The sequence below is a fragment of the Pseudomonas sp. 22189 genome (assembly GCF_052045635.1).
In the GTDB taxonomy this organism is placed as follows: Bacteria; Pseudomonadota; Gammaproteobacteria; order Pseudomonadales; family Pseudomonadaceae; genus Aquipseudomonas; species Aquipseudomonas parakoreensis.
Genome location: NZ_JBQEPG010000016.1, coordinates 28,393 through 53,315, shown reverse-complemented (window position 1 = coordinate 53,315; position 24,923 = coordinate 28,393). Strand labels below are relative to the sequence as shown.

The 24,923-nt window shown below is 60.5% G+C and carries 21 protein-coding genes; 10 read left to right on the top strand and 11 right to left on the bottom strand.

The window, feature by feature from the left end; genetic code table 11:
• Nucleotides 1-27 precede the first annotated feature (27 nt).
• Nucleotides 28-708 carry a heavy metal response regulator transcription factor gene (locus ACTJKS_RS18145; RefSeq protein ID WP_108183332.1) on the top strand — a complete coding sequence of 227 codons (681 nt, stop codon included), beginning with the start codon at nucleotides 28-30 and terminating at the stop codon, nucleotides 706-708.
• Nucleotides 708-2,057: a heavy metal sensor histidine kinase gene (locus ACTJKS_RS18140; protein WP_108183333.1), complete on the top strand. Its 1,350-nt coding sequence runs from the start codon at nucleotides 708-710 to the stop codon at nucleotides 2,055-2,057. The genes ACTJKS_RS18145 and ACTJKS_RS18140 overlap by 1 nt, the downstream gene beginning before the upstream one ends.
• Before the next feature lie 123 nt (nucleotides 2,058-2,180).
• On the opposite strand, the gene ACTJKS_RS18135 is transcribed toward ACTJKS_RS18140, so the two are convergent.
• The 3 genes from ACTJKS_RS18135 to ACTJKS_RS18125 all read right to left on the bottom strand — a co-directional run bounded on the left by ACTJKS_RS18135 (nucleotide 2,181) and on the right by ACTJKS_RS18125 (nucleotide 5,539).
• On the bottom strand, nucleotides 2,181-3,425 hold the full coding sequence (locus tag ACTJKS_RS18135) for a lipoprotein-releasing ABC transporter permease subunit (RefSeq protein ID WP_041068958.1): 1,245 nt from the start codon (nucleotides 3,423-3,425) through the stop codon (nucleotides 2,181-2,183).
• Between the two features lie 169 nt (nucleotides 3,426-3,594).
• On the bottom strand, nucleotides 3,595-4,281 hold the full coding sequence (gene lolD / locus ACTJKS_RS18130; RefSeq protein WP_262949084.1) for a lipoprotein-releasing ABC transporter ATP-binding protein LolD: 687 nt from the start codon (nucleotides 4,279-4,281) through the stop codon (nucleotides 3,595-3,597).
• A gap of 7 nt (nucleotides 4,282-4,288) precedes the next feature.
• Nucleotides 4,289-5,539, bottom strand: coding sequence for a lipoprotein-releasing ABC transporter permease subunit (locus ACTJKS_RS18125; RefSeq protein ID WP_041068963.1), 1,251 nt, complete (start codon nucleotides 5,537-5,539; stop codon nucleotides 4,289-4,291).
• Nucleotides 5,540-5,633: 94 nt separating this feature from the next.
• On the opposite strand from ACTJKS_RS18125, the gene ACTJKS_RS18120 reads away from it, so the two are divergent.
• Complete coding sequence (locus ACTJKS_RS18120) at nucleotides 5,634-6,215, top strand: PilZ domain-containing protein (protein WP_047295261.1); 582 nt, start codon at nucleotides 5,634-5,636, stop codon at nucleotides 6,213-6,215.
• A gap of 13 nt (nucleotides 6,216-6,228) precedes the next feature.
• A complete protein-coding gene (locus tag ACTJKS_RS18115) occupies nucleotides 6,229-6,951 on the top strand; it encodes a glycerophosphodiester phosphodiesterase (protein WP_041068969.1) in 723 nt (240 codons plus the stop codon).
• A gap of 42 nt (nucleotides 6,952-6,993) precedes the next feature.
• On the opposite strand, the gene sthA is transcribed toward ACTJKS_RS18115, so the two are convergent.
• Both sthA and ACTJKS_RS18105 read right to left on the bottom strand, forming a co-directional pair.
• Nucleotides 6,994-8,388, bottom strand: coding sequence for a Si-specific NAD(P)(+) transhydrogenase (sthA, locus tag ACTJKS_RS18110; protein ID WP_007968192.1), 1,395 nt, complete (start codon nucleotides 8,386-8,388; stop codon nucleotides 6,994-6,996).
• Between the two features lie 197 nt (nucleotides 8,389-8,585).
• Nucleotides 8,586-9,635 carry an FAD:protein FMN transferase gene (locus tag ACTJKS_RS18105; protein WP_198758585.1) on the bottom strand — a complete coding sequence of 350 codons (1,050 nt, stop codon included), beginning with the start codon at nucleotides 9,633-9,635 and terminating at the stop codon, nucleotides 8,586-8,588.
• A 72-nt stretch (nucleotides 9,636-9,707) separates the two neighbouring features.
• On the opposite strand from ACTJKS_RS18105, the gene ACTJKS_RS18100 reads away from it, so the two are divergent.
• Complete coding sequence (locus ACTJKS_RS18100) at nucleotides 9,708-11,009, top strand: MFS transporter (RefSeq protein WP_108183335.1); 1,302 nt, start codon at nucleotides 9,708-9,710, stop codon at nucleotides 11,007-11,009.
• Nucleotides 11,010-11,190: 181 nt separating this feature from the next.
• Here ACTJKS_RS18100 and ACTJKS_RS18095 read toward each other — a convergent pair whose 3' ends face one another.
• Nucleotides 11,191-12,654, bottom strand: coding sequence for a glyceraldehyde-3-phosphate dehydrogenase (locus ACTJKS_RS18095; protein WP_003226583.1), 1,464 nt, complete (start codon nucleotides 12,652-12,654; stop codon nucleotides 11,191-11,193).
• 354 nt (nucleotides 12,655-13,008) lie between these two features.
• Between ACTJKS_RS18095 and mfd the strand changes: the two genes are divergently transcribed.
• From mfd to ACTJKS_RS18080, 3 genes are read left to right on the top strand one after another with little or no spacing between them, the layout of a single operon-like run.
• Nucleotides 13,009-16,458, top strand: coding sequence for a transcription-repair coupling factor (gene mfd / locus ACTJKS_RS18090; protein ID WP_108183336.1), 3,450 nt, complete (start codon nucleotides 13,009-13,011; stop codon nucleotides 16,456-16,458).
• A gap of 10 nt (nucleotides 16,459-16,468) precedes the next feature.
• Nucleotides 16,469-17,035 carry a CsiV family protein gene (locus ACTJKS_RS18085; protein ID WP_041068980.1) on the top strand — a complete coding sequence of 189 codons (567 nt, stop codon included), beginning with the start codon at nucleotides 16,469-16,471 and terminating at the stop codon, nucleotides 17,033-17,035.
• Between the two features lie 11 nt (nucleotides 17,036-17,046).
• The gene (locus ACTJKS_RS18080; protein WP_108183337.1) at nucleotides 17,047-19,737 is read left to right on the top strand and encodes a DEAD/DEAH box helicase; all 2,691 of its coding nucleotides are present in this window, start codon (nucleotides 17,047-17,049) and stop codon (nucleotides 19,735-19,737) included.
• A gap of 140 nt (nucleotides 19,738-19,877) precedes the next feature.
• Here ACTJKS_RS18080 and ACTJKS_RS18075 read toward each other — a convergent pair whose 3' ends face one another.
• The 3 genes from ACTJKS_RS18075 to ACTJKS_RS18065 all read right to left on the bottom strand — a co-directional run bounded on the left by ACTJKS_RS18075 (nucleotide 19,878) and on the right by ACTJKS_RS18065 (nucleotide 22,504).
• A complete protein-coding gene (locus tag ACTJKS_RS18075; RefSeq protein WP_108183338.1) occupies nucleotides 19,878-20,615 on the bottom strand; it encodes an S-methyl-5'-thioinosine phosphorylase in 738 nt (245 codons plus the stop codon).
• Nucleotides 20,616-20,627: 12 nt separating this feature from the next.
• Nucleotides 20,628-21,638 carry a beta-N-acetylhexosaminidase gene (gene nagZ, locus ACTJKS_RS18070; RefSeq protein WP_108183339.1) on the bottom strand — a complete coding sequence of 337 codons (1,011 nt, stop codon included), beginning with the start codon at nucleotides 21,636-21,638 and terminating at the stop codon, nucleotides 20,628-20,630.
• 158 nt (nucleotides 21,639-21,796) lie between these two features.
• Nucleotides 21,797-22,504, bottom strand: a complete 708-nt coding sequence (locus tag ACTJKS_RS18065) for a TetR/AcrR family transcriptional regulator (protein ID WP_108183340.1) — start codon at nucleotides 22,502-22,504, stop codon at nucleotides 21,797-21,799.
• 229 nt (nucleotides 22,505-22,733) lie between these two features.
• On the opposite strand from ACTJKS_RS18065, the gene lexA reads away from it, so the two are divergent.
• Both lexA and sulA read left to right on the top strand, forming a co-directional pair.
• Nucleotides 22,734-23,342, top strand: coding sequence for a transcriptional repressor LexA (lexA, locus tag ACTJKS_RS18060; RefSeq protein ID WP_003226590.1), 609 nt, complete (start codon nucleotides 22,734-22,736; stop codon nucleotides 23,340-23,342).
• Between the two features lie 10 nt (nucleotides 23,343-23,352).
• Nucleotides 23,353-23,826 (top strand): SOS-induced cell division inhibitor SulA, encoded by a 474-nt coding sequence (gene sulA / locus ACTJKS_RS18055; RefSeq protein WP_041068994.1) that lies wholly within the window; start codon nucleotides 23,353-23,355, stop codon nucleotides 23,824-23,826.
• 94 nt (nucleotides 23,827-23,920) lie between these two features.
• Here the strand turns inward: sulA and ACTJKS_RS18050 are convergent, their stop codons facing one another.
• Both ACTJKS_RS18050 and ACTJKS_RS18045 read right to left on the bottom strand, forming a co-directional pair.
• Nucleotides 23,921-24,154 (bottom strand): hypothetical protein, encoded by a 234-nt coding sequence (locus ACTJKS_RS18050; RefSeq protein WP_003226592.1) that lies wholly within the window; start codon nucleotides 24,152-24,154, stop codon nucleotides 23,921-23,923.
• 106 nt (nucleotides 24,155-24,260) lie between these two features.
• On the bottom strand, nucleotides 24,261-24,785 hold the full coding sequence (locus tag ACTJKS_RS18045) for a DUF6586 family protein (RefSeq protein ID WP_108183341.1): 525 nt from the start codon (nucleotides 24,783-24,785) through the stop codon (nucleotides 24,261-24,263).
• Nucleotides 24,786-24,923: the final 138 nt, after the last annotated feature.

The window sequence follows — 24,923 nt, the reverse complement described above, 5'->3', positions numbered from 1 at the left end:
TTTCGTTTCTCTATATCCGAGTCGCCCATGAAACTGCTGATCGTCGAAGACCAACCGAAAACCGGCCACTACCTGCGCCAGGGCCTGACCGAGGCCGGGTTCAACACGGAACTGGTGGCCGACGGCGTAAGTGGTCAGCAACTGGCGTTGAGCGGTGATTATGCGCTGCTCATCCTCGACGTGATGCTGCCCGGGCGCAGTGGCTGGCAGATTCTGCATGCGGTGCGCAGTGCCGGACTCGACACGCCGGTACTGTTTCTCACCGCCAAAGATGCAGTCGAGGATCGGGTTCATGGCCTCGAACTCGGCGCCGACGACTATCTGGTCAAACCGTTCGCCTTCTCCGAGTTGCTGGCGCGGGTGCGCAGCCTGCTACGCCGGGGCAGTGCGACACCCCAGGAAACCAGCCTGCAATTGGCCGACCTGCGCCTGGACCTGATTCGCCGCCGGGTCGAACGCAGTGGCCAGCGCATCGACCTCACCGCCAAGGAATTCGCCCTGCTGGAAATGCTCCTGCGCCGTCAGGGTGAAGTGTTGCCGAAATCGTTGATTGCCTCGCAAGTCTGGGACATGAACTTCGACAGCGACACCAACGTGATCGAAGTGGCGATCCGTCGCCTGCGCCTGAAGATCGACGATGACTTCCCCAACAAACTGATCCACACCGTGCGTGGCATGGGTTACGTGCTTGAAGAGCGTCCAGCCTGATGCGTCGCCTGTCGCTGAGTTCTCGTCTGGCTCTGCTGTTTGCCGCTTGCACCGCCGTGGTCTCGCTGTTCGCCGGGGTACTGTTCAGCCGCGCCAGCGAGGCGCACTTCATTGAGCTCGATCAGCAATTGCTGGATGGCAAACTGATCGGCCTGCGCCGGGCCTTGCAGGATGTGCAACCCGCTCAGCGTGAGGCGCGGCTGGCGGATGAGCTGAGCCGCCAGGCCGATCTGGCGCTGCGTATTACCGGCAGTGACGGTCAGCGCTGGTACGACAGTTCGACGCAGATCCCTACGGAGTTGCCGAAACAATCCGGCCTGTCGACCATCAGCCATGACGGCGCCGACTACCGCGTGCTCAACGCCCCGCTCTACCCGGACAAGTCCGATACACCACAACTGACGCTGCTGCTGGATATCACCCACCACCAGCACTTCCTGCAACGGATGCAGCATCTGATCTGGCTGACCGTCGGGCTGTCGGCGCTGGCCACCGCGCTGCTCGGCGCCTGGGCGGCGCGCAGCGGCTTGCGTCCACTGCGGCGCATGAGTGCAGTTGCCCGTGGGATTTCTGCACAATCGCTCAATGCGCGGCTGCCGGAAGCGCAAATGCCGCCGGAGCTGGCAGAAATGGCCCACAGCTTCAACGCCATGCTCGGACGCCTCGATGACTCGTTTCAGCGGCTGTCGGCGTTTTCTGCCGACATCGCCCATGAACTGCGCACACCGCTGTCGAACCTGCTGACCCACACCCAGGTCACCCTCACTCGCCCGCGGCCGCTTGAGGATTACCGCGAAGCCCTGCACAGCAACCTCGAAGAACTGCAATGGATGGCACAGCTGGTCAACGACATGCTCTATCTGGCCAAGGCTGACCATGGTTTGCTGATGCCCAAGCGTGAGGTGCTGGAGCTGGCGGATGAGAGCGATGTATTGCTGGAGTTTTTCGCGCCACTGGCCGAGGACGCACGGGTGACGCTGAGCCGCGAAGGTCATGCGCGTATTGAAGGCGATCGCAGCATGCTGCGCCGGGCCTTGTCGAATCTGCTGGATAACGCGCTGCGCTTTACTCCGGTGGCGGGCAGCGTACGCCTGTCCATCGTCGATCAGCCGCACGCGGTGCAGGTGTCGGTGGAGAACAGTGGCGAAGAGATTTCGGCAGAGCTGTTACCACGGCTGTTTGACCGGTTCTATCGCGCCGATCCGGCGCGACAGGAAGGCAACAGTGAGCATGCGGGGTTGGGGCTGGCGATTACCCAGTCGATCGTCCGGGCGCATGGTGGACAGATCCGTTGCGAATCGGCAGAGGGGTGGACGCGGTTTGTGATCGAGTTGCCGAAGAAGGATTGAGGCCGGCAGTTCCGGCCCCATCGCGGGCAAGCCCGCTCCCACAGGGTTTTGTGTCGTTCACATAATGGTGACTCAACTCAATACCTGTGCGAGCGGGCTTGCCCGCGATGGCGATTTCAGCGCTTACGAATATCTCAGCGCGTGAGCCGGCTCGATCTTCGCTGCCCGCAACGCCGGGTACACCGTCGCCAGGAAGCTCAGAATAAAGCCCGCCGAGCAGATCAACAGCACATCCCCGCCCTGCAATTCCGAAGGCAGATTGCTGACGAAGTACACGTCGGAACTGAAGATGTGCTGCCCGGTAACACGCTCGACCCAGCCAACCATCTCACTGACGTTCAGCGCCGCGATCACGCCGAGCACGCCGCCAATCAAGGTGCCGACAATCCCGATCACCGTGCCCTGCACCATGAAAATCGCCATGATCTGCCGTGGCGTGGCGCCGATGGTGCGCAGGATGGCGATGTCCGCGCCTTTGTCGTTCACCACCATGATCAGCGTGGCGATGATGTTGAACGCCGCCACCGCAACGATCATCAGCAACAGCAGGCCGATCATGGTTTTTTCCATTTTCATCGCGCTGAACAGACTGCCCTGGGTGTGGGTCCAGTCGTCAGCCTTGAACTCGGCACCGAGCCCGGCGGCAATGTCCGAGGAGACTTTCGGCGCAGCGTACAGATCCTTCACCGCCAGGCGCACGCTCTGCACCTGATTCGGCTGCCAGTGCTGCATGGTCGCGGCATCGGCCACGTGGATCAGGCCCATCGAGCCATCCAGTTCAGCGCCAACCTTGAACACACCGACCACGTTCAGCCGTTGCATGCGCGGGGTAATGCCCCCCGGTGCGGTGCTGACTTCCGGGACGATCAGGGTGATCTTGTCGCCGACATTGAGACGGAAGCGGCGCGCGGTGATTTCACCGATCACCACGCCGAACTCACCCGGTTTCAGGTCATCGAGACGTCCCTGCACAATGTGCTGGGCAACGATCGACACCTTGCCTTCCTGGGCCGGATCGACGCCGCTGATCTGGATCGGCTGCATCAAACCCTTGTAGGACAGCATGCCTTCCATCTCGGTGAACGGCACGGCGGCGGTCACTTCGGGATTTTTCAGCGCGGCGGCGGCCACCGGCTGCCAATCATCAATCGGCTTGACGCCAACGATGGTCGCGTGCGGCACCATGCCGAGGATGCGCGAGCTCATCTCGCGCTGGAAGCCGTTCATCACCGACAGCACCACGATCATCGCCAGCACGCCAAGGGCGAGCCCGATCATCGAAGTCATCGAGATGAACGAAACAAAGCGATTGCGGCGCTTGGCGCGGGTATAGCGCGTGCCGATAAAGATCGATAACGGTCTGAACATTCGCTGGGGCACCGTATAAAAAATCAAGCTTAAAAAAGCGGCCAATCGCTTGAGAGCGTAGCGAGCGAAGGAAAGACAAGGCAAAAACAGGCGAGGAAGCGGAGTCTACTGGCTGTAAATGAGCATTCCGAGCCTGTTTTTAACGCAGTATTTCCGAGCGCAGTAGCTCTCAAGTGATTGGAGTCAGGCAGCCTTCCTGCAACTGCAGGACGCGGTCCATCTGGCGGGCCAGGTTCATGTCGTGAGTCACCACCAGGAACGCCGTGCGCATTGAAGTGCTGAGTTCCAGCATCAAGTCCTGGATGCCTTCGGCGGTGTGCGAATCAAGGTTGCCGGTTGGCTCGTCGAGCATCACCAGGCCTGGATTGTTCACCAGCGCACGGGCGATGGCCACACGCTGGCGCTCGCCACCGGACAGCTCCGCCGGTTTGTGCTCCAGACGATGGCCCAGACCGACACGCTCCAACAACGCCGTAGCGCGTTGACGTGCTTGCGGGATCGCGGTCTTGCCGATCAGCAGCGGCATGCAGACGTTTTCCAGCGCGGTGAATTCCGGCAGCAAGTGGTGGAACTGGTACACGAACCCGAGGGCACGGTTACGCAGCAGGCCACGCTTCTTTTCGCTCAGCGCTGACAGCTCTTCGCCGTCAAGCCAGACGCTGCCCTCGGTTGGGGTGTCGAGACCGCCCAGCAGGTTGAGCAAGGTACTTTTGCCGGAACCGGATTTGCCGACGATTGCCACACGCTCGCCCGGGTGCAACTCCAGTTGCAGACCGGCCAGCACTTGCACCGACTCCGGGCCTTCCTCGTAGGATTTGCCCAGGTTGCGGCAACTCAAGATTGCTTTATCACTCATGCCCGACTCACTCATAACGTAGCGCCTCCGCCGGCTGGGTGCGCGCGGCACGCCAGGCGGGATACAGGGTGGCGAGGAAACTCAGGACCAACGCAGCGGCGCAGACCATGACCACGTCCTGGCTCTGCACCTGCGAGGGCAGGTAATCGATGAAATACACGTCGGCGTTGAGAAACTTATGGCCGATCAGCCCTTCGAGGGCGGAAATTGCAGCGCTGACGTTGAGCGCGGCGAGAATACCGAGCACCGCGCCAATCGCCGTACCGACCACGCCGATCACGGTGCCCTGCACCATGAACGTACGCATGATCGTCCCCGGCGTAGCGCCCAGGGTACGCAGAATGGCGATGTCGCTCTTCTTGTCATTTACCACCATTACCAGCGTGGAAATGATGTTGAACGCAGCCACCGCGACGATCAGCAGCAACAGCAGACCGATCATGGCTTTTTCCATGCGGATCGCCTGATATAGGTTGCCGTGGGTACGGGTCCAGTCGCGGGCGTAGTAATGGTCTTCGCCCAACTGCTGGGCGATGGTCCAGGCCACGCGCGGCGCCTGGAACAGATCATCGAACTTCAACCGGATGCCCTGCACCTGATCAGGCTTCCAGCGGTGCATCTTCGCCAGATCCTGCAGGTTGGTGACGCCCAGATAGCCGTCCAGCTCACCGGCGCCGACATGAAAGATGCCGACCACAGTAAAGCGCTTCATGCGCGGGAACATCCCGGCCGGGGTCACGCTGACCTCCGGCGCGACGAAGGTGACCTTGTCACCAAGGCCCACGCCGAGCTTGGTCGCGGCCTTGTCGCCGATGACGATGCCGAAGCTGCCCGGCGTCAGGTCGTCGAGTTTGCCCTGCTTCATGAAGTTGTCGATGATCGACACATTGCGCTCGAGCGCGGGGTCGATGGCGTTGAGCAACACCTTGGACACCTGGCCGTTGTTGGTCAGCAAGCCCTGCATCTGAGTAAACGGCGCAACCGCCGTCACCTCCGGGTTGCGCTTGACCTTGGCGGCCAGGCTCTGCCAATCGTTGATCGGTTCGCCGGTTTCAAGAGTCGCGTGGGGCACCATGCCCAGCACGCGGGTGCGCATCTCATGATCGAAGCCGTTCATCACCGAGAGCACCACGATCATCACGATCACGCCGAGGGCGAGCCCGATCATCGAAGTCAGGGAAATGAATGACACAAAATGATTGCGACGCTTTGCACGGGTATAACGCGTGCCGATAAATACGAAGAGAGGTCTGAACATGTCGGGGCTTGTTCGGAGGGAAAAGGAACGTCCTTGTGGCGGGGGTCGATAACCAGCTTTACACTCAGACCACCGCCGCTACCATGGGTTCGCCATGTCGACATTAGATGAAGAAGATCGCCGCGAATACTACCGTATCGAGGACATGATCGCACTGGAAATTCGGCCCCTGTCCGCTCCCGAAGCCGCAGGCCAGGAAGTGTTGCAGGATGCTTCCCCGCTGTTCAACCTGCTCAGCGAACTGCACCTGAGCGAATTCGAGTCGCAGCACCTGTTGCGCCAGATCAGCGAGCGCGACCGGGCGATTGCCGCGTTCCTCAAATCCCAGAACAAACGCATCGACCTGCTCAGCCAGGTGGTCGCCCTGACCGTGCTCGGCCACATTGGCGAGCCGCAACCGGTGATCCTCTCCGAAGGCGGAATCGACTTTCAGCACCCGACGCCGATCGCCACGGGCGCGCACCTGTCGGTGAAACTGGTGCTGATGCCGCAGGCGCTGGGCCTGCTGCTGCGTGCCCGCGTGACCCATTGCGACCGCAAGGGCGATGGCTACGACGTCGGCACCGAGTTCGAACACTTGACCGACGCCCAGCGCCAGTTGCTCGCCCGCTATATCTTGCAGAAACAGGCCCAGGAACGACGCCTGGCCCGTGAACAGAACGAATCAGGCATTTAATTAAGGAAGCACCGTGACCCTCATCTACGGCCACCGCGGCGCCAAGGGCGAAGCACCGGAAAACACCCTGACCAGTTTTCAGGAATGTCTCAAGCACGGCGTACGCCGTTGCGAACTGGATCTGCACCTGTCCAAGGACGGCGAGCTGATGGTGATCCACGACCCGACCCTTAAGCGCACCACCGACCGGCGCGGCAAGGTGGTCGAGCACACCGCCGCCGAACTGGTGACCTACGACGCGCGCAAGGGCGGCCCGGGCTGGATCAAGCCGTGCCCGATTCCGACCCTGGAAGAACTGTTCGAGCAGTGCGATTTCGAGCACTGGCAACTGGAAGTCAAAAGCGCTTCACGCACCCGCGCCGCCACCACCGTGTTGGCGATTCGCGAAATGGCCCAGCGTCATGGCTTGCTGGACAAGGTCACCATTACTTCGAGTTCGCGGGAAGTGCTGAAGGCGGCGCTGGAGCTGGTGCCGGACGTATCGCGTGGATTGGTCGCCGAATACGCCTGGCTCGACCCGTTGAAGGTCGCCGCCAGCTATGGCTGCGAGATTCTGGCGCTGAACTGGACACTGTGTACGCCGGAACGCCTGCAGAAGGCGCAGCGTCAGGGGCTGCATGTGTCGGTGTGGACCGTCAACGAGCCTGCGCTGATGCGCAGACTCGCCGACTTCGGCGTTGACAGCCTGATTACAGACTTTCCCGGTTTGGCCACTGCCACCCTCGAGAATTGCTGAAATCGGTCTCCCCGGCCGGCTCAGGCCACCGGCCGGAGCCCGTCAAAAAAGCCGGTTGAGGCCGTCGTACGCCGCTACCCGATAGGCTTCGGCCATGGTCGGGTAGTTGAACGTGGTGTTGACGAAGTACTTCAGCGTATTCAACTCACCCGGCTGGTTCATGATCGCCTGACCGATGTGCACGATCTCCGACGCCTGATAACCGAAGCAGTGAACACCCAGCACTTCCAGGGTTTCACGGTGGAACAGGATTTTCAGCATGCCTTGCGGCTCGCCGGCGATCTGCGCACGCGCCATGCTCTTGAAGAACGCCTTGCCGACTTCGTACGGCACTTTGGCCTGGGTCAGTTCCTGCTCGTTCTTGCCGATCGAGCTGATCTCCGGAATGGTGTAGATGCCGGTCGGCACATCATTCACAAAGCGCCAGCTACCGTTATCGACGATGCTGCCGGCCGCCGAACGCCCCTGATCGTGGGCGGCACTGGCCAGGCTTGGCCAGCCGATCACGTCGCCGGCGCCGTAAATGTTCGGCACGCAGGTGCGGTAAGCCTCGTCGACTTCGATCTGACCACGGCTGTTGACCTTGACCCCAATGTTTTCCAGGCCGAGCTGGTCGGTGTTACCGGTACGGCCGTTGCACCAGAGCAAGGCGTCGGCCTTGATCTTCTTGCCGGACTTCAGGTGCAGGATCACGCCATTGTCCACGCCTTCAACGCGATCGTAATCTTCGTTGTGGCGCACGGTGATGTTGTTGTTGCTGAAGTGGTAGCTCAACGCCTGGGAGATTTCCGAGTCGAGGAAGCTCAGCAACTGACCGCGGTTGTCCACCAGTTCAACCAATACACCCAGACCGCTGAAGATCGAAGCGTATTCGCAACCGATCACACCGGCGCCGTAAACGATCAGTTTGCGCGGGGTGTGGCCGAGGCTGAGGATGGTGTCGCTATCGTAGATACGCGGGTGATTGAAATCGATGTCCGCCGGGCGATAAGGGCGCGAACCGGTGGCGATGATGATGTGCTTGGCCACCAGCTTCTCGACCACGCCGTTGGCGCAGACCACTTCGATGGTTTGCTCGTCGGCGAAGCTGCCGGTGCCGAAGAACACGTCGACGCGGTTACGAGCGTAGTAGCCGGTGCGCGAAGCGACTTGTTTGGAGATAACCTTTTCAGCGCTTTTCAACACGTCCGGGAAGGAGAACCAGCGTGGCTCGCCGATCGCGCGGAACATCGGGTTGGTGTTGAACTGCATGATCTGCCGCACCGAGTGACGCAGGGCCTTGGACGGGATGGTACCGAGGTGGGTGCAGTTGCCGCCGACCTGACGACGGCTGTCGACCATCGCCACCTTGCGCCCTGCTTTGGCGGCGTTCATTGCCGCGCCTTCTCCCGCCGGGCCGGAACCCAACACCACCACGTCGTAGTTGTAGACAGCCATGCGTACTCCTCAGAACAGGCCGCGGTGCCAGCAGCACCGGCGGCTAAATCACGCCGAATCGCGGCGCGAAGGAACAATTGGGGGCCAGTAAAGAACCCGGACACAGTCTATAGAAGCGTCAACGCCGCGCACATTAACCCTTGGTCGCGTCGTAGGCTACTTTTGCCTGCACTACAACGCCAGCTTTCGTACTGTTTTCAGTCAACTTTTGCGCGACTCAGGCGCTCGAAAGCCGCACTGGTGCGAATAACAAAGCCTGTATCGGCACGAATCACGAAGAATGCACCAATGTCGTGTTTTTCGGCATAGTCCCAAGCCCTTTCAGGCCCGAGAATCAGCAACAGCGTCGATAGTCCATCGGCCATCAACGCTGAAGGATGAATCACCGTAACTGACGCCAGGCTGTGCAGGACCGGCGCCCCGCTCAGCGCATCGAAGGTGTGGGAATAGCGCCGGCCACCTTGCAGGAAATAGTTACGGTAATCCCCGGAGGTGGAAACCCCGTAGCCGTCGACCTGAATGATCCGTTCGGCCACCTGTTGATCGTCTCGCGGCTCTTCCAGCGCAATACGCCAGGATGAGCCATCAAGCTTCTTGCCCTTGGCCTTTAGCTCACCGGTGGCTTCGGCGAGATAGTCATGGATGCCCATCGATTCGAGCCTGGCGGCGATGGTGTCGACGGCGTATCCGGCGGCGATGCTGTTGAAGTCGACTTCGACAGCGGCGTCCTTGCACAAGCGGTCGCCGTCGATACGCAAATGGCGGTAGCCGACTCGCTGCAGGGTTTCGGCCAGCACGGCGGGGTCGGGGACTTTCTCTTCACGCCCTTGCGGGCCGAACCCCCACAGATTCATCAGCGGCTCGACGGTCAAGTCGTAGGCACCTTCGCTTTGCTCTGACAGTTGTTCGCCAACGCGGACCAATTCAAGCACAGCGGCAGGCAGGGTCTGACAGCTGTTCGCCGGCAAAGCATTGAAGCGCTCGATGTCGGAATCACTGCGGTAGGTCGACATCTGTCGATCCACGTCAGCGAGGATACCTTCCACTTCCCGGCGAACTTGCGCCGGCTCGGCAATACCCGCGTGTCGCACGTACTTGATCGAATACGTGCTGCCCATGGTCGGGCCACCAAAGCTTTCCATGGACTCACCGTTGCCACAGGCAGCGAGGACAACCGCCACACTCACAAGCCCAACCCACCGTCCAGTGAACAATTCTTCATCTCCCCATAAAAGCGCGCCGGCCATTATGGATCAAAGGCCCGCACGCTCCCCATCGGATGCAACGCGTTACAAGAAACCAATAATGAGTAACTGAAAATGTCCTCGACCACGGGCAAAGGCAAAGCGATTTTTCGCGTTGTCAGCGGCAACTTTCTCGAGATGTTCGACTTTATGGTCTATGGCTTCTACGCCACGGCCATCGCCAAAACCTTCTTCCCGGCCGACAGCGCCTTCGCTTCCCTGATGCTGTCCCTGGCCACCTTCGGTGCCGGCTTCCTGATGCGTCCACTGGGCGCGATCTTCCTTGGTGCCTACATTGACCGTCACGGTCGTCGCCAGGGCCTGATCATTACCCTTGCGTTGATGGCCGCCGGTACGATCCTGATCGCCTGCGTGCCGGGCTATGCCACTCTGGGTGTCGCAGCGCCGTTGATCGTGCTGTTCGGTCGTTTGCTGCAAGGCTTCTCGGCCGGCGTCGAGCTAGGCGGTGTTTCGGTGTATCTGGCGGAAATCGCCACGCCGGGCCGCAAAGGCTTTTTCGTCAGTTGGCAGTCCGCCAGCCAGCAGGCGGCGGTGGTGTTTGCCGGCCTGCTCGGAGTTGGCCTCAACCACTGGCTAAGCCCGGATCAAATGGGTGACTGGGGCTGGCGCGTGCCGTTCCTGATCGGCTGCATGATCGTTCCGGTGATCTTCATCATTCGCCGATCTCTGGAGGAAACCCCGGAGTTCCAGGCGCGCAAGCATCGCCCTACCCTGCGGGAAATCGTCCGCTCGATCGGTCAGAACTTCGGCATCGTCATCGCTGGCATGGCGCTGGTGGTGATGACCACGGTTTCGTTCTACCTGATCACTGCCTACACCCCGACCTTCGGCAAGGCCGAACTGCATCTGTCGGACTTCGACGCGCTGCTGGTGACCGTGTGCATCGGCCTGTCGAACTTCTTCTGGCTGCCGGTGATGGGCGCGGTGTCCGACAAGATCGGGCGCAAACCCCTACTGCTGGCGGCGACCCTTCTGGCGATCCTGACCGCTTACCCGGCGCTGTCGTGGCTGGTGGCGAACCCGAGCTTCAGTCATCTGCTGATTGTCGAACTGTGGTTGTCGTTCCTGTACGGCTCGTACAACGGCGCGATGGTGGTGGCGCTGACCGAAATCATGCCGGTGGAAGTGCGCACCACCGGGTTCTCGCTGGCCTATAGCTTGGCGACAGCGACCTTTGGCGGCTTTACGCCTGCGGCCTGTACTTACCTGATTCACGTGCTGGACAACAAGGCTGCGCCGGGGATCTGGCTCAGCGGTGCGGCGGCGCTGGGGTTGATTGCGACGCTGGTGCTATTCCGCGGGAACAAACATGAATTGCGCACTGCACAAGCGGCTGTGGCAGGCGGCGCCCGATAGGGCGCCATCGCTGGCAAGCCAGCTCCCACAAGGTTTTGAGGCGTACATGCATTGCGCAGCCTGCCAGGAAACCTGTGGGAGCTGGCTTGCCAGCGATGAGGCCAGATCAGGCAATAAAAATCTGCCAGGCATAAAAAAACGCCCCGACCTAAGTCGGGGCGTTTTCATTTGCAGCTATAGCTTAGCGCGGGAACGCTGGCGGGTTTACACCGGCCATGTCTTCCATCACGCGAACCACCTGGCAGCTGTAGCCAAACTCGTTGTCGTACCAGACGTACAGCACAACGCGGTTGTCCTGAACGATGGTCGCTTCAGCGTCGACCACACCGGCGTGACGCGAACCCACGAAGTCAGTGGACACCACTTCCTGCGAGTTGACGAAGTCGATTTGCTTGTGCAGATCAGAGTGCAGCGCCATGTAGCGCAGGTACTCGTTCATCTCTTCACGGCTGGCGGCTTTCTCAAGGTTCAAGTTGAGAATGGCCATCGACACGTTTGGCGTCGGAACGCGGATCGCGTTACCGGTCAGCTTGCCAGCCAGCTCAGGCAGAGCCTTGGCAGCGGCGGTGGCAGCACCGGTCTCGGTGATGACCATGTTCAGCGCGGCGGAACGGCCACGACGGTCACCCTTGTGGAAGTTGTCGATCAGGTTCTGGTCGTTGGTGTACGAGTGAACGGTTTCGACGTGACCGTTGATGATGCCGAACTTGTCATTCACAGCCTTCAGCACCGGCACGATGGCGTTGGTGGTGCAGGAAGCGGCGGACACGATCTTGTCGTCAGCGGTGATTTCGTTGTGGTTGATACCGTGAACGATGTTCTTCAGCTTGCCTTTGCCAGGCGCGGTCAGAACAACGCGAGCCACACCCGGGCATTGCAGGTGCTGACCCAGGCCATCGGCGTCACGCCACACACCGGTGTTGTCCACCAGCAGCGCATCTTTGATGCCGTACTGGGTGTAATCCACCTCGGTCGGGTTCTTCGCGTAGATCACCTGGATCAGGTTACCGTTGGCGGTGATGGTGTTGTTTTCTTCGTCGATGACGATGGTGCCGTTGAACGGGCCGTGTACCGAATCGCGACGCAGCAGGCTGGCGCGTTTGGTCAGGTCGTTTTCGGCGCCCTTGCGCACGACGATGGCACGCAGACGCAGACCGTCGCCACCACCGGTTTTCTCGATCAGGATGCGCGCCAGCAGACGGCCGATACGACCGAAGCCGTACAGCACAACGTCAGTGCCTTTGCGGGCCGAAGCGTTTTGCTGGCCAACCACGTCAGCCAGTTCTTCACGCACGAACTGCTCGGCGCTGCGGCCATTGCCTTCGCTGCGGAATTTGAACGCCAACTTGCCCAGATCTACCGAAGCCGCGCCGAGCTTGAGCTCGCTCATGGCTTTAAGCAGAGGGAATGTTTCGTGGACGGAGAGTTCGCTATCGTCGGAGGAACGGTGGCGAGCAAAGCGGTGAGCTTTGAGAATCGCGATGACAGACTGGTTGATCAGGCTGCGGCCATAGATCGAGCTCACCACGTTGTTATTGCGGTAGAGCTGACCGATAAGCGGAATCATCGCTTCTGCGAGTGCTTCACGGTCGATCCATTCACCAAGACACTGGTCGGGCTTCTGAGTCACGGGAACCTTCCACATGTAGGGGCAGAAAAAAGGGGCTACATTATGCCGCCGAGAACCTCTTGTAGCAATGCGCGCTTGTCGCGCAATCGGTAACAAAATTCCGTTCAAAAAAATTACGCCCCGCGCCAACCCAGTAAAACCGGGGCTTCCAGCGCAGTCAATTTTTCGACGACTGTTAGACGATGTCTGTAACCCTCCGTAACACCAGTCGATTTCGGCACTACATAACCACTAAAAAAGTGCTCGTTTTTATGGTTACCACTACATTTTGCGCAAACCACGAAGATAGACGCAGTCTGCAACTGACAGCCGGCACCGGACGCCGCTACAATTACCGACTTTGTCGCAAAGCCTGGAGCTCAACCTTCCGTGCCCGTTCTGCGTCTACCGCTTCTCCCTGCCGCGGCAGGTAAACAGCATTGGGGCAACCTGCCCGGTGCTGCCCTCAGCCTCGCGATTGCCGAGGCTGCCAGCGCTGCCAAGCGCTTCACCCTGCTACTGACCGCCGACAGCCAGAGTGCCGAACGGCTGGAACAGGAGCTGAGTTTCTTCGCCCCGGATTTGCCCGTGCTGCATTTCCCCGACTGGGAAACCCTGCCGTACGATCTGTTCTCGCCGCACCAGGACATCATTTCCCAGCGCATCGCCAGTCTTTATAGGCTGCCGGAGCTGGCGCACGGCGTGCTGGTGGTGCCAATCACCACCGCCCTGCACCGCCTGGCGCCGACCAAGTTTCTGCTCGGCAGCAGTCTGGTGCTGGATGTCGGGCAGAAGCTCGATGTCGAACAGATGCGCTCGCGCCTGGAAGCCAGCGGCTATCGCTACGTCGATACGGTTTACGAGCACGGCGAGTTCACCGTACGCGGCGCATTGATCGACCTGTTCCCGATGGGCAGCAAACTGCCCTATCGCATCGACCTGTTCGACGACGAAATCGAAACCCTGCGCACCTTCGACCCGGAAAACCAGCGCTCCATCGACAAGGTCGAATCGGTCAAGCTGCTGCCGGCGCGAGAGTTTCCGCTGCAGAAAGATGCGGTCACCCGCTTCAAGGCGCGGTTCCGCGAGCGCTTCGATGTCGACTTCCGGCGCTGCCCGATCTTCCAGGACCTGAGCAGCGGCATCACGCCCGCCGGTATCGAGTACTACCTGCCGCTGTTCTTCGATGAGACTTCTACGCTGTTCGATTACCTGCCGCAGGACACGCAAGTGTTCTCGCTGCCGGGTATCGAACAAGCAGCGGAAAACTTCTGGAACGACGTGCGCAATCGCTACGAAGAGCGCCGCGTCGATCCATCGCGTCCTTTATTGCCTCCTGCGGAATTGTTCCTGCCGGTGGAAGACTGCTTCGCCCGCCTCAAGAGCTGGCCACGGGTAGTGGCCAGCCAGCAGGACGTCGAATCCGGGGCCGGCCGCGAACGCTTCCCGGCGCAAGCGCTGCCGAACCTGGCGATCGAAGCCAAGGCGACACAACCGCTGGCGGCGCTCTCGGCATTTCTCGACGAATTCCCCGGACGCGTGCTGTTTACTGCCGAATCCGCGGGCCGGCGTGAAGTCCTGCTGGAGTTGCTGGAACGTCTGAAGCTGCGGCCGAAAACTGTCGACAGCTGGCCGGACTTCGTTGCGAGCAAGGATCGTCTGGCGATCACCATTGCCCCGCTCGACGAGGGGTTGATGCTCGATGACCCGGCGCTGGCGCTGGTGGCCGAGAGTCCGCTGTTCGGTCAGCGGGTGATGCAGCGTCGTCGCCGGGAAAAACGTGCCGACGCCAACAACGATGCCGTGATCAAGAACCTCACCGAGCTGCGCGAAGGCGCGCCGGTGGTGCACATCGATCACGGGGTCGGGCGTTATCTGGGCCTGACGATTCTGGAAATCGACAACCAAGCTGCAGAATTCCTCACTCTGGAATATGCGGAGAACGCCAAGCTCTATGTGCCGGTGGCCAACCTGCATCTGATTGCGCGTTACACCGGCAGCGATGACTCACTGGCGCCGCTGCACCGCCTCGGCTCCGAGACCTGGCAGAAAGCCAAGCGCAAAGCCGCCGAACAGGTGCGCGATGTCGCTGCTGAACTGCTCGACATCTATGCCCGTCGCGCCGCGCGCGAAGGCTACGCGTTTGCCGACCCGAAAGCCGATTACGCGACGTTCAGCGCCGGTTTCCCGTTCGAAGAAACCCCGGATCAGCAAGCGACCATCGAAGCCGTGCGCGAAGACATGCTCGCGCCGAAGCCGATGGATCGCCTGGTCTGCGGCGACGTCGGTTTCGGCAAGACCGAAGTGGCGATGCGCGCAGCGTTCATCGCCGTGCACGGTGGGCGTCAGGTCGCGATTCTGGTGCCGACCACCCTGCTCGCCCAGCAACACTACAACAGCTTCCGCGACCGCTTCGCCGACTGGCCGGTGACCGTGGAAGTGATGAGTCGCTTCAAATCGGCCAAGGAAGTCAACGCGGCGATTGCCGATCTGGCGGAAGGCAAGATCGACATCGTCATCGGTACGCACAAGCTGCTGTCCGACGATGTGAAGATCAAAAACCTCGGACTGGTGATCATCGACGAAGAACACCGTTTCGGTGTCCGGCAGAAAGAACAGCTCAAGGCCCTGCGCAGCGAAGTCGACATTCTCACCCTGACTGCCACGCCGATTCCGCGCACGCTGAACATGGCGGTGTCGGGCATGCGTGATCTGTCGATCATCGCCACCCCGCCGGCGCGCCGCCTGTCGGTACGCACCTTCGTCATGGAGCAGAACAAGAGCACGGTCAAAGAGGCCCTGCTGCGTGAACTGCTACGCGGTGGGCAGGTTTACTACCTGCACAACGACGTGAAGACCATCGAAAAGTGCGCTGCAGATCTCGCCGAACTGGTGCCGGAAGCACGGATCGGCATCGGTCACGGACAGATGCGTGAACGCGAACTCGAACAGGTGATGAGCGACTTCTATCACAAGCGCTTCAACGTGCTGATCGCCTCGACCATTATCGAGACCGGCATCGACGTGCCGAGCGCCAACACCATCATCATCGAGCGCGCCGACAAGTTCGGCCTGGCGCAATTGCACCAGTTGCGCGGACGTGTGGGTCGCAGTCACCACCAGGCTTACGCCTACCTGCTGACGCCGCCGCGCCAGCAAATCACTTCGGATGCGGAAAAGCGTCTGGAAGCGATTGCCAATACTCAGGATCTGGGCGCCGGCTTCGTGCTGGCGACCAACGACCTGGAAATCCGTGGCGCCGGCGAATTGCTCGGCGACGGCCAGAGCGGGCAGATTCAGGCCGTGGGCTTCACGCTCTACATGGAAATGCTCGAGCGCGCAGTGAAGTCGATCCGCAAGGGCGAGCAACCGAATCTCGATCAACCGCTCGGCGGTGGCCCGGAGGTCAACCTGCGGGTGCCGGCGCTGATTCCGGAAGACTATCTGCCGGATGTGCATGCCCGCCTGATTCTGTACAAGCGCATCGCGTCGGCCACCGACGAGGAAGGCCTGAAGGATCTGCAAGTGGAGATGATCGACCGCTTCGGTCTGCTGCCGGAGCCGACCAAGAATCTGGTGCGCATCACCGCGCTGAAGTTGCAGGCCGAACAACTGGGCATCAAGAAAGTCGACGGTGGCCCGCAGGGTGGCCGCATCGAGTTCGCCGCGCAGACGCCGGTCGACCCGATGACCTTGATCAAATTGATTCAGACTCAGCCAAAACGCTACAAATTCGAAGGCGCCACAATGTTCAAGTTCCAGGTGCCGATGGAACGCCCGGAAGAGCGCTTTAATACTGTAGAGGCGCTGTTCGAGCGCCTCCTCCCGAAAACTGTTTGAAGGACGCCGCATGCGCCTGTTTCGCTCACTGACTTTGCTACTCAGCTTCGTAGCACCGATGGCGTTTGCCGATGACACCTACATGGTCGAAATGATTCTGGTGCGGCAGAACGCCGTACCGGCGATTGTCAGCCGCGCGGCCCCGGAAGACTGGGCGGCCGGCGCTCAACGCCTCGACGATGCCAGCCAGCGCACACCTGCCTTGAATGAGGTGGCCAACAAACTCAGCGCCAGCGGCGAGTACAGCGTGCTGCTGCACAAGGCCTGGCAGCAAACCCTCGGCGAAGCGCCGACCAAGGTGGCCGTCAGCGACGGTAAGGAACAGTTCGGCCAGTTCCCGATCGAAGGCACCCTGGAAATGAAACTCGGGCGCTTCACCGACGTGAACGCCGACTTCTGGGTCAACCAGATCGACGCCAACGGCATGGTCACTGCCAGCGAACGCCTGAAGCAGGACAGCCACACTAAAAACGGCCAGCTCAACTATCTCGACAACGGCCACCTGGCGCTGCTGATCAAGATCACTTCCCTGACGGCGCCCGCCCCTCGGCAAGCTCCTGAAGCGATTCCGGACTGATCGAAGTCCTTATGTCCCCGCCCCTGAGCAAACCGTTGGCACCCTCCTGGGTCAGCCGATTCAAGGAACAGAGCCTGGAGCGTGGCCGCCGCTACGCCCTGGAGAATCGGGTACGCATCGCGCAGGTTGGCGATGCGACCATCACCGCCAGTTGCGAAGGCTCTGGCGGTAACGTCTACCGTCAGACCCTTCACCTGCGTGAGTCAGCCAAAGGCACCCTGTTGCTGGTTGACGCCACGTGCACCTGCCCGGTGCGCAGCAACTGCAAGCATTGCGCAGCAGTGCTGCTGCAAGTGCAGGAAACCCTCGAATACCCGGCCGCCGCGAAAGACGCCGAACTGCTGGAAAAGCTCCAGGCCGTGTTGGAGAACCGCAGCCCCAAGGCGCCGCCGCAAGTGCTGGTGGACAACGTGCAACCGCTGCCGCGCCTGTGGCTGGCGAGCGTCGAGTTCAGCGCGTTCGAGCCACGCAACGGCAAGATGCAGCGCTACATCCAGCATCGCGCGGCGCTGTCGTTCAGCTATCTGGACGAATACGTCAGCGGGCAGAAAAACAGCGACATTCTGATTCGTCAGGAAACGCAGACCCTGCGGATAAAACGCCATCCGGAAGTGGAACAGTCCTACCGCGAGCAGTTAAGAATCCTCGGATTTCGCATCGCCACCCGCCAGAGCAAGGCCCTGCCGGAAAGCGCCGGCGAGCTGTACGAGATGGTCAACGACAGCGCCTGGCTGACCTTCACCCTCAATGAATTGCCGAAGCTGCGCACCCAAGGTTGGGAATTGCAGATCGACGAGGAATTCGGCTTCGACCTGACCGCCGTCGACGACTGGTACGCCACCGTCGAACAGGCGCCGGAGCGCGACTGGTTCGATCTGGAGCTGGGGATCATCGTCAATGGTGAACGCCTGAGCCTGCTGCCGATCCTGCTCAACCTGATGCGCTCGCACACCGAAATCCTCAACCCGGAACGCCTGGCGCGGCGACGCGATGACGAACTGATTCTGGTCAATATTCCGCAACGCAACAGTGAGCACGGGCCACTGCAGGTGGCCCTGCCCCTTGGCCGACTGAAACCGGTACTGGCGACACTGGGCGAGTTTTACTTGCAGGAGCCGGGCGAAACCACCCTGCGCCTGAGCAAAGCCGACGCCACGCGGCTCAACTCGCTGGAAGGCCTTCCCCTGCTGTGGGAAGGCGGCGAACAGATCCGCAGCTTTGCCCAACGCCTGCGCGACATCCGTGATTACACGGCCAAGGCACCGAAGGGTTTGAACGCGACGTTGCGCCCTTATCAGCTCGAAGGCTTAAGCTGGATGCAGTCCCTGCGTCAGCTTGAGGTCGGCGGGATTCTGGCGGACGACATGGGCCTGGGTAAAACCCTACAGACCCTGGCGCATATTCTCAGTGAGAAAAACGCCGGACGCCTGGATCGGCCATGCATGGTGGTGATGCCCACCAGCCTGATCCCGAACTGGCTCGATGAGGCTGCGCACTTCACGCCGCAACTGAAAGTGGTGGCGCTGTATGGTGCCAGTCGCAAAAAGCATTTCGAACATCTGGCCGACTTCGACCTGATCCTGACGACCTACGCGCTACTGCCCAAGGACGTCGAACGCCTCACCCAACAACCCCTGCATGTGTTGGTGCTGGACGAAGCCCAGTACATCAAAAACCCCAACAGCAAAGCCGCGCAGGCCGCTCGCGAACTCAACGCTCGCCAACGGCTGTGCCTGAGCGGCACACCGCTGGAAAACCACCTCGGTGAGTTGTGGTCGCTGTTTCATTTCCTGCTGCCGGGCTGGCTGGGCGATATCAAAAGCTTCAATGCCGACTACCGCGTGCCGATCGAAAAACGCGCCAGCGAAGTCAGGCTGCAGCACCTCAATGGACGGATAAAGCCGTTTCTGCTGCGCCGCACCAAAGAACAGGTGGCCACCGAACTGCCGCCGAAAACCGAGATCATCCACTGGGTCGAGCTCAACGAAGCGCAGCGCGACGTGTACGAAACCATGCGCTTGGCGATGGACAAGAAAGTCCGCGACGAGATCACCCGCAAGGGCGTGGCGCGCAGCCAGATCATCATTCTTGAAGCCCTGCTCAAGCTGCGTCAGGTCTGCTGCGACCTGCGCCTGGTCAACGACGCCACCCTGCCCGCTCGCGGCAGCAGTTCCGGCAAGCTCGACAGTCTGATGGAAATGCTCGAGGAGTTGTTCGAGGAAGGTCGGCGAATTCTGCTGTTCTCGCAGTTCACGTCGATGTTGTCACTGATTGAAGACGAACTGAAAAAACGCAACGTGGCCTACGCCCTGTTGACTGGCCAGACCCGCGATCGGCGCACGCCGGTGAAGGAATTCCAGAGCGGCAAGCGTCAGATTTTTCTGATCAGCCTGAAGGCTGGCGGCGTCGGCTTGAACCTGACCGAAGCAGATACAGTGATTCATTACGACCCATGGTGGAACCCGGCCACTGAGAATCAGGCGACTGACCGCGCGTATCGAATCGGCCAGGAGAAACCGGTGTTCGTCTACAAGATGATTGCCCGAGGCACGGTTGAAGAGAAAATTCAGCACCTGCAGAAGGAAAAGTCCGACTTGGCAGCAGGCGTGCTGGATGGGCGCAAGGCCGGGGACTGGAAACTGCAGAGCGATGATATCGAAGCGTTGTTTGCGCCGCTGCCGGATAAGCTCGACAAGCGTTGAGTCCCCCCTTGCCAGTTAGAGAGCTATTGCTGGCAAGCCAGCTCCCACAAGGTTATAAGTCGAACACAACACTGTGATTCAACTCGCTACCTGTGGGAGCTGGCTTGCCAGCGATGGGGCCAAATCGGTCTCGGTCAGACTCAGCCCTTGAGCACTCGCGCCAGCGTCGATTTCACCTTGCCCATCCCTTCATGCAGCGCCTGCTCGATCTCGGCCATAGTAATCACTTCAGTGGTCTTGCCCGCCGCCGGATTCACCACCAGCGCCAGGCAGGCGTAATCCAGCTCCAGCTCACGGGCCAGTGCCGCTTCCGGCATGCCGGTCATGCCAACGATGTCGCAGCCATCGCGCTCCAGTCGCACGATCTCCGCCACGGTTTCCAGACGCGGGCCCTGAGTGCAGGCATACACGCCTTGATCACTGTATTCGCAACCTTCGGCAGCCACCGCCGCAATCAATTGCTGACGCAGCGGCTCGCTGTAAGGAAAGCTGAAATCGATGTGGGTGACGTGCTCCAGATCGTCGGCGAAAAATGTGTGTTCGCGACCGCTGGTGTAGTCGACGATCTGATGCGGCACACAGAAATGTCCGGAGCCCATGGCCGGATGAATCCCGCCCACCGCGTTGACCGCGATGATCGCCTCGGCGCCGGCCTGCTTCAGCGCCCACAGGTTGGCGCGGTAGTTGACCTTGTGTGGCGGAAAGCGATGCGGATGGCCGTGACGGGCGAGGAACAGCACTTCCTTGCCAGCGTACTCGCCGATCTGCACGTCGGCTGATGGCGCGCCATAGGGCGTGTCTACCGCCAGCGATTGGCGAATGGTCAAGCCTTCGAGTTGAGTCAGGCCGGTGCCACCGATGATTGCGTAAACCGTCATAGCAAAAAATCCTTAATCGATCAGTTGAGCGTCTTTGAGCGCACCGATTGCAGTGAGCCAGCGCGGATCCTGACGGTAGTCGGTGCTGGCGAACGCCTGCCCGCGCATGCGCGCGATGCGCGCGGACGGTTTGACTTTCATCCGTTGCGCAGCACTGAGCGCAAGTTCCGCAGCAGCGCGGTCGTTGCACACCAGCCCCATATCACAGCCGGCAGTCAACGCGGCCTCGATACGGCTGGCGGCATCGCCAACCACATGGGCGCCAGCCATTGAAAGGTCGTCGCTGAAGATCACACCGTCGAACTGCAACTCGCCGCGCAGGATGTCCTGCAACCAGCGACGGGAGAAGCCGGCAGGTTGCGAATCGACTTGCGGATAGATGACGTGCGCTGGCATGACCGCCGCGAGCTGCTTGCTCAACCTGGCGAAAGGTACGAGGTCATTGGCGCGGATGTCGTCGAGGCTGCGCTCGTCGTTCGGGATCGCGACGTGGGAATCGGCTTCAGCCCAGCCGTGACCGGGGAAATGCTTGCCAGTGGCAGCCATGCCGGCGCTGTTCATGCCGCGAATGAATGCTCCAGCGAGCAATGCGGCGCGCTCGGGATCACTCTCGAACGAACGGGTACCGACCACGGCGCTGCGCTGGTAATCCAGGTCCAGTACCGGGGCGAAACTCAGGTCGAGGCCGACCGCCAACACTTCGGTGGCCATGACCCAGCCGCATTGTTCGGCGAGGTATTCGGCGTTCGGGTTGTCGGCGATGGCACGCATCGCGGGCAGGCGCACGAAGCCCTGACGCAGGCGCTGGACGCGACCGCCCTCCTGGTCCACCGCCAGCAGCAGATCCGGGCGAATCGCCCGAATGGCTGCGCTGAGCTCACGCACCTGGCGTGGATGCTCAATGTTGCGGGCAAAAATGATCAGGCCGCCCACTTCGGGCTGGCGCAACAATTGGCGATCTTCGGCCGTCAGCCAGGTACCGGCGACGTCCACCATCAACGAGCCTTGCAGGCCAGCAGTCATAGAAATTCCTTGAAAACGAAAAACCCGATCCGCAGGAAATCGCTACCGTGAGCAACGCTCGGCAGGTCGGCAATTTCTTTGGATTTCGGGTTCAGAACGAGAGTCGGCATGGGCGGCTAGCTTAGCGGATGTAAACTGCCGCGCCCACCCGTGTGCGGTTAAACCTTGGCAGCCACCGGAGTCGACTTGCTGCGCGGGCGCAATTGCGCTGTTGCCATTGCCGGATCGTTGACGCCGGTTTCGGCACGCATGCCAGCGGCGAGGAATGGCACCATCAGGCGCATCACCTGTTCGATCGACGTGTTGACGCCGAAATCGGTCTCGGCAATCGCGCGCAAGGCCTTGATCCCGGACATGCTGAACGCCGCAGCGCCGAGCATGAAGTGCACGCGCCAGAACAGCTCGATTGGCGGAATGCGCGGAGCCGCTTCGTTGACCAGCAGCATGTAGCGGCGGAACACCTTGCCGTACATGTCTTCCAGGTAACGACGCAGGTGACCCTGGCTCTGGCTGAACGCCAAACCGAGCAAACGCATGAAAATCGACAGGTCGTTTCCGCTGCGTGGCTGGACCACCAGCGCTTGTTCGACGAGGATCTCCAGCAGCTCTTCAAGCGTCGGCTTGTTTTCCGGCTTGGCCTGACGCCGCTCCAACTCTTTATCGAGGCTGATGCAGAAGGGGCCGAGGAAGCGTGAGAAAACCGCCTGGATCAGGGCTTTCTTGGAGCCGAAATGATAGTTCACCGCCGCCAGGTTTACCCCGGCCTTGCTGGTGATCAAACGCAATGAGGTTTCGGCGAAACCTTTCTCCGCGAACAACTGCTCGGCAGCATCAAGAATGCGTTCAACGGTTTCCGACTGGGCCATGGCTACTCCGCCTGACAAACACTTGTTTGAAACATACGTTTCAGCCTGTGCCTTGTCAAGCCTGCCAGTTCGTTTTGGGAATGGTCGGTCAGCTATTTAACCACACTCGTCCGCTCCTTTAATAAGCACGGCAGCCGACCGTCCGGCGGGCTGCAAAAAAACGGGCATTGCCAAGACCGCTTCACTGTATATAATTCCAGTCACTGTATAAAAAGACAGAGCGATCAATATGCTAAAGCTGACGCCACGCCAAGCCGAGATTCTGGCCTTTATCAAACGCTGCCTCGAAGACAACGGCTACCCGCCAACCCGCGCGGAAATCGCTCAGGAGCTGGGTTTCAAGTCGCCAAACGCGGCTGAAGAGCACCTCAAGGCCCTGGCCCGCAAAGGCGCCATCGAGATGACGCCTGGCGCTTCTCGGGGCATCCGCATCCCTGGCTTCGAAGCCAAGGCCGATGACTCCACCCTGCCAATCATTGGCCGGGTCGCCGCCGGTGCTCCGATCCTCGCCCAGCAGCACATCGAAGAGTCCTGCAACATCAACCCGGCCTTCTTCCATCCCCGAGCCGACTACCTGTTGCGCGTACACGGCATGAGCATGAAGGACATCGGCATTTTCGACGGTGACCTGCTGGCGGTTCACACTACTCGCGAAGCACGCAATGGCCAGGTCGTGGTTGCACGGATCGGCGATGAAGTGACGGTCAAGCGCTTCAAGCGCGAAGGCAGCAAAGTCTGGCTGATTGCCGAAAACCCTGAGTTCGCCCCTATCGAAGTCGACCTGAAAGATCAGGAACTGGTGATCGAAGGCTTGAGTGTCGGCGTCATCCGCCGCTAAAGGAGGCTTTATGCAGTTCCCACACACACCTCAGCAAACACAACTGCCTTTATTCGAAGCGTTTCTGGCACAACCGATGGCGCCGATCCTGAAAGATGTGGTCGAGCGCCCATGGATTGCCGAACCGGAAGTGTTCAGTGAGCTGTCACTGCGCGGTGCGGCCGGGAACTGCCTGAACCTGCTCGCCCCGATCCTTCGCGAACTGAGCGAGGATCAGGACGCGCGCTGGCTGACGCTGATCGCCCCTCCAGCCAGCCTGACCCAGACCTGGCTGCGAGAGGCCGGCCTGAACCGTGAACGCATTCTGCTGCTGCAACCACGGGGCGCGCAAAGCGCTCAGCAACTGGCGTGTGAAGCGCTGCGTCTGGGCCGTAGCCACACAGTGGTGACCTGGCTCAACCCACTGAACACAAGCTCCCGGCAACAGCTGATCGGCGCAGCCCGCACGGGCGACGCTCAAAGCCTGAACATTCGACTGGGTTGATTAACTGGTAACGCGCGCTGTGTGAAGCGCATGGCTTCTCCAGGGACAGAGAAGCCGATCTGATGCGATAGCGGCAATCGCCGACAGGCGGGGCTCAGTGAAGAACCCGCGGCCCTTCTTCCTTATCAAACTCGCCTTCGACCATACGACCGGCCATCTGTACGCCGACGCTTAACATTGCCTTGGCGATTTCCACGTGCTGGCCTTGCAGGAACGCCTTGGCATCCTCGGAGAAATCCAGCGTCACCAGAGAACCCTCGTCCTCAGCCCTGCGCAGTTCGATTCGGCCGTCTGGTAACTCGACAATTTCTAGAAAGGACGTTGGCATATAGGTCTGTTCTCCACGAAAGGCAGGGATTATATAGACATCATTCGGGCTTCGCTCGGGATCTTGACCAGCAGCATGTTTCAGATTGCCACCGTACCAATGCCCATCAGCATTCGTTCAGACCTTCGCGAAAGCGGATCGCCAGACCTTTGAGATTCTGCCGCCAGCTCTCCAGCTCTTCGCGACTCAACTCCTGCGGCGCCTCTTCCTCATCGAGATTAATGGCCTGAATCAATGGCTGCGTCACATCGCCCTTGGGCTTCTGTGGCACCCGTGGCGGCTGGAACAACGCCGAATGCGCCGCCAGCAGTTTCGCCAGCCAGGTTTCAGAGTTACCGGCCAGTTCCACCATCTCGGCCAGCTCAGGGATTGCAATCGATTCCAGGACGTCACGAGTCAACAACACTTCTGCTCGCGACGCATTGGCCTGAGGCAGACGATAGAAACCGGCGATCTCATGGCAGAGCCCCAAAAGCGCGCCGTAGAGGTGAAATAACGCTGATTCACGCCCAGCCTGGATCAGCGCCAGCGAATTCATCGCTCGTCCCTCTTCGGCACGAGCCAGAGCCTCCAGCGACAGGCCGGCGAAATAGATTTTCTGATTGGTGCGGGTATAGAGTTCGTGCGCCATGCCGGCAGTCTCCACAGCGAAATAATTGCGTCACACAGACCCGACAGTGTCATGGATCAACGGATCCGACCGCAAGCACAAAACAAAAAGGCCGCATGAAAACCCGAGGGTTATCATGCGGCCTTTTTTGTATCAGAC

Excerpts from the sequence above, each read along its gene's own strand:
- ACTJKS_RS18145 (WP_108183332.1), top strand. The coding sequence starts at position 28 with ATGAAACTGCTGATCGTCGAAGACCAACCGAAAACCGGCCACTACCTG.
- ACTJKS_RS18140 (WP_108183333.1), top strand. The coding sequence starts at position 708 with ATGCGTCGCCTGTCGCTGAGTTCTCGTCTGGCTCTGCTGTTTGCCGCT.
- ACTJKS_RS18135 (WP_041068958.1), bottom strand. The coding sequence starts at position 3,425 with ATGTTCAGACCGTTATCGATCTTTATCGGCACGCGCTATACCCGCGCC.
- lolD (WP_262949084.1), bottom strand. The coding sequence starts at position 4,281 with ATGAGTGATAAAGCAATCTTGAGTTGCCGCAACCTGGGCAAATCCTAC.
- ACTJKS_RS18125 (WP_041068963.1), bottom strand. The coding sequence starts at position 5,539 with ATGTTCAGACCTCTCTTCGTATTTATCGGCACGCGTTATACCCGTGCA.
- ACTJKS_RS18120 (WP_047295261.1), top strand. The coding sequence starts at position 5,634 with ATGTCGACATTAGATGAAGAAGATCGCCGCGAATACTACCGTATCGAG.
- sthA (WP_007968192.1), bottom strand. The coding sequence starts at position 8,388 with ATGGCTGTCTACAACTACGACGTGGTGGTGTTGGGTTCCGGCCCGGCG.
- ACTJKS_RS18105 (WP_198758585.1), bottom strand. The coding sequence starts at position 9,635 with ATGGCCGGCGCGCTTTTATGGGGAGATGAAGAATTGTTCACTGGACGG.
- ACTJKS_RS18100 (WP_108183335.1), top strand. The coding sequence starts at position 9,708 with ATGTCCTCGACCACGGGCAAAGGCAAAGCGATTTTTCGCGTTGTCAGC.
- ACTJKS_RS18095 (WP_003226583.1), bottom strand. The coding sequence starts at position 12,654 with ATGTGGAAGGTTCCCGTGACTCAGAAGCCCGACCAGTGTCTTGGTGAA.
- ACTJKS_RS18085 (WP_041068980.1), top strand. The coding sequence starts at position 16,469 with ATGCGCCTGTTTCGCTCACTGACTTTGCTACTCAGCTTCGTAGCACCG.
- ACTJKS_RS18080 (WP_108183337.1), top strand. The coding sequence starts at position 17,047 with ATGTCCCCGCCCCTGAGCAAACCGTTGGCACCCTCCTGGGTCAGCCGA.
- ACTJKS_RS18075 (WP_108183338.1), bottom strand. The coding sequence starts at position 20,615 with ATGACGGTTTACGCAATCATCGGTGGCACCGGCCTGACTCAACTCGAA.
- nagZ (WP_108183339.1), bottom strand. The coding sequence starts at position 21,638 with ATGACTGCTGGCCTGCAAGGCTCGTTGATGGTGGACGTCGCCGGTACC.
- ACTJKS_RS18065 (WP_108183340.1), bottom strand. The coding sequence starts at position 22,504 with ATGGCCCAGTCGGAAACCGTTGAACGCATTCTTGATGCTGCCGAGCAG.
- lexA (WP_003226590.1), top strand. The coding sequence starts at position 22,734 with ATGCTAAAGCTGACGCCACGCCAAGCCGAGATTCTGGCCTTTATCAAA.
- sulA (WP_041068994.1), top strand. The coding sequence starts at position 23,353 with ATGCAGTTCCCACACACACCTCAGCAAACACAACTGCCTTTATTCGAA.
- ACTJKS_RS18050 (WP_003226592.1), bottom strand. The coding sequence starts at position 24,154 with ATGCCAACGTCCTTTCTAGAAATTGTCGAGTTACCAGACGGCCGAATC.
- ACTJKS_RS18045 (WP_108183341.1), bottom strand. The coding sequence starts at position 24,785 with ATGGCGCACGAACTCTATACCCGCACCAATCAGAAAATCTATTTCGCC.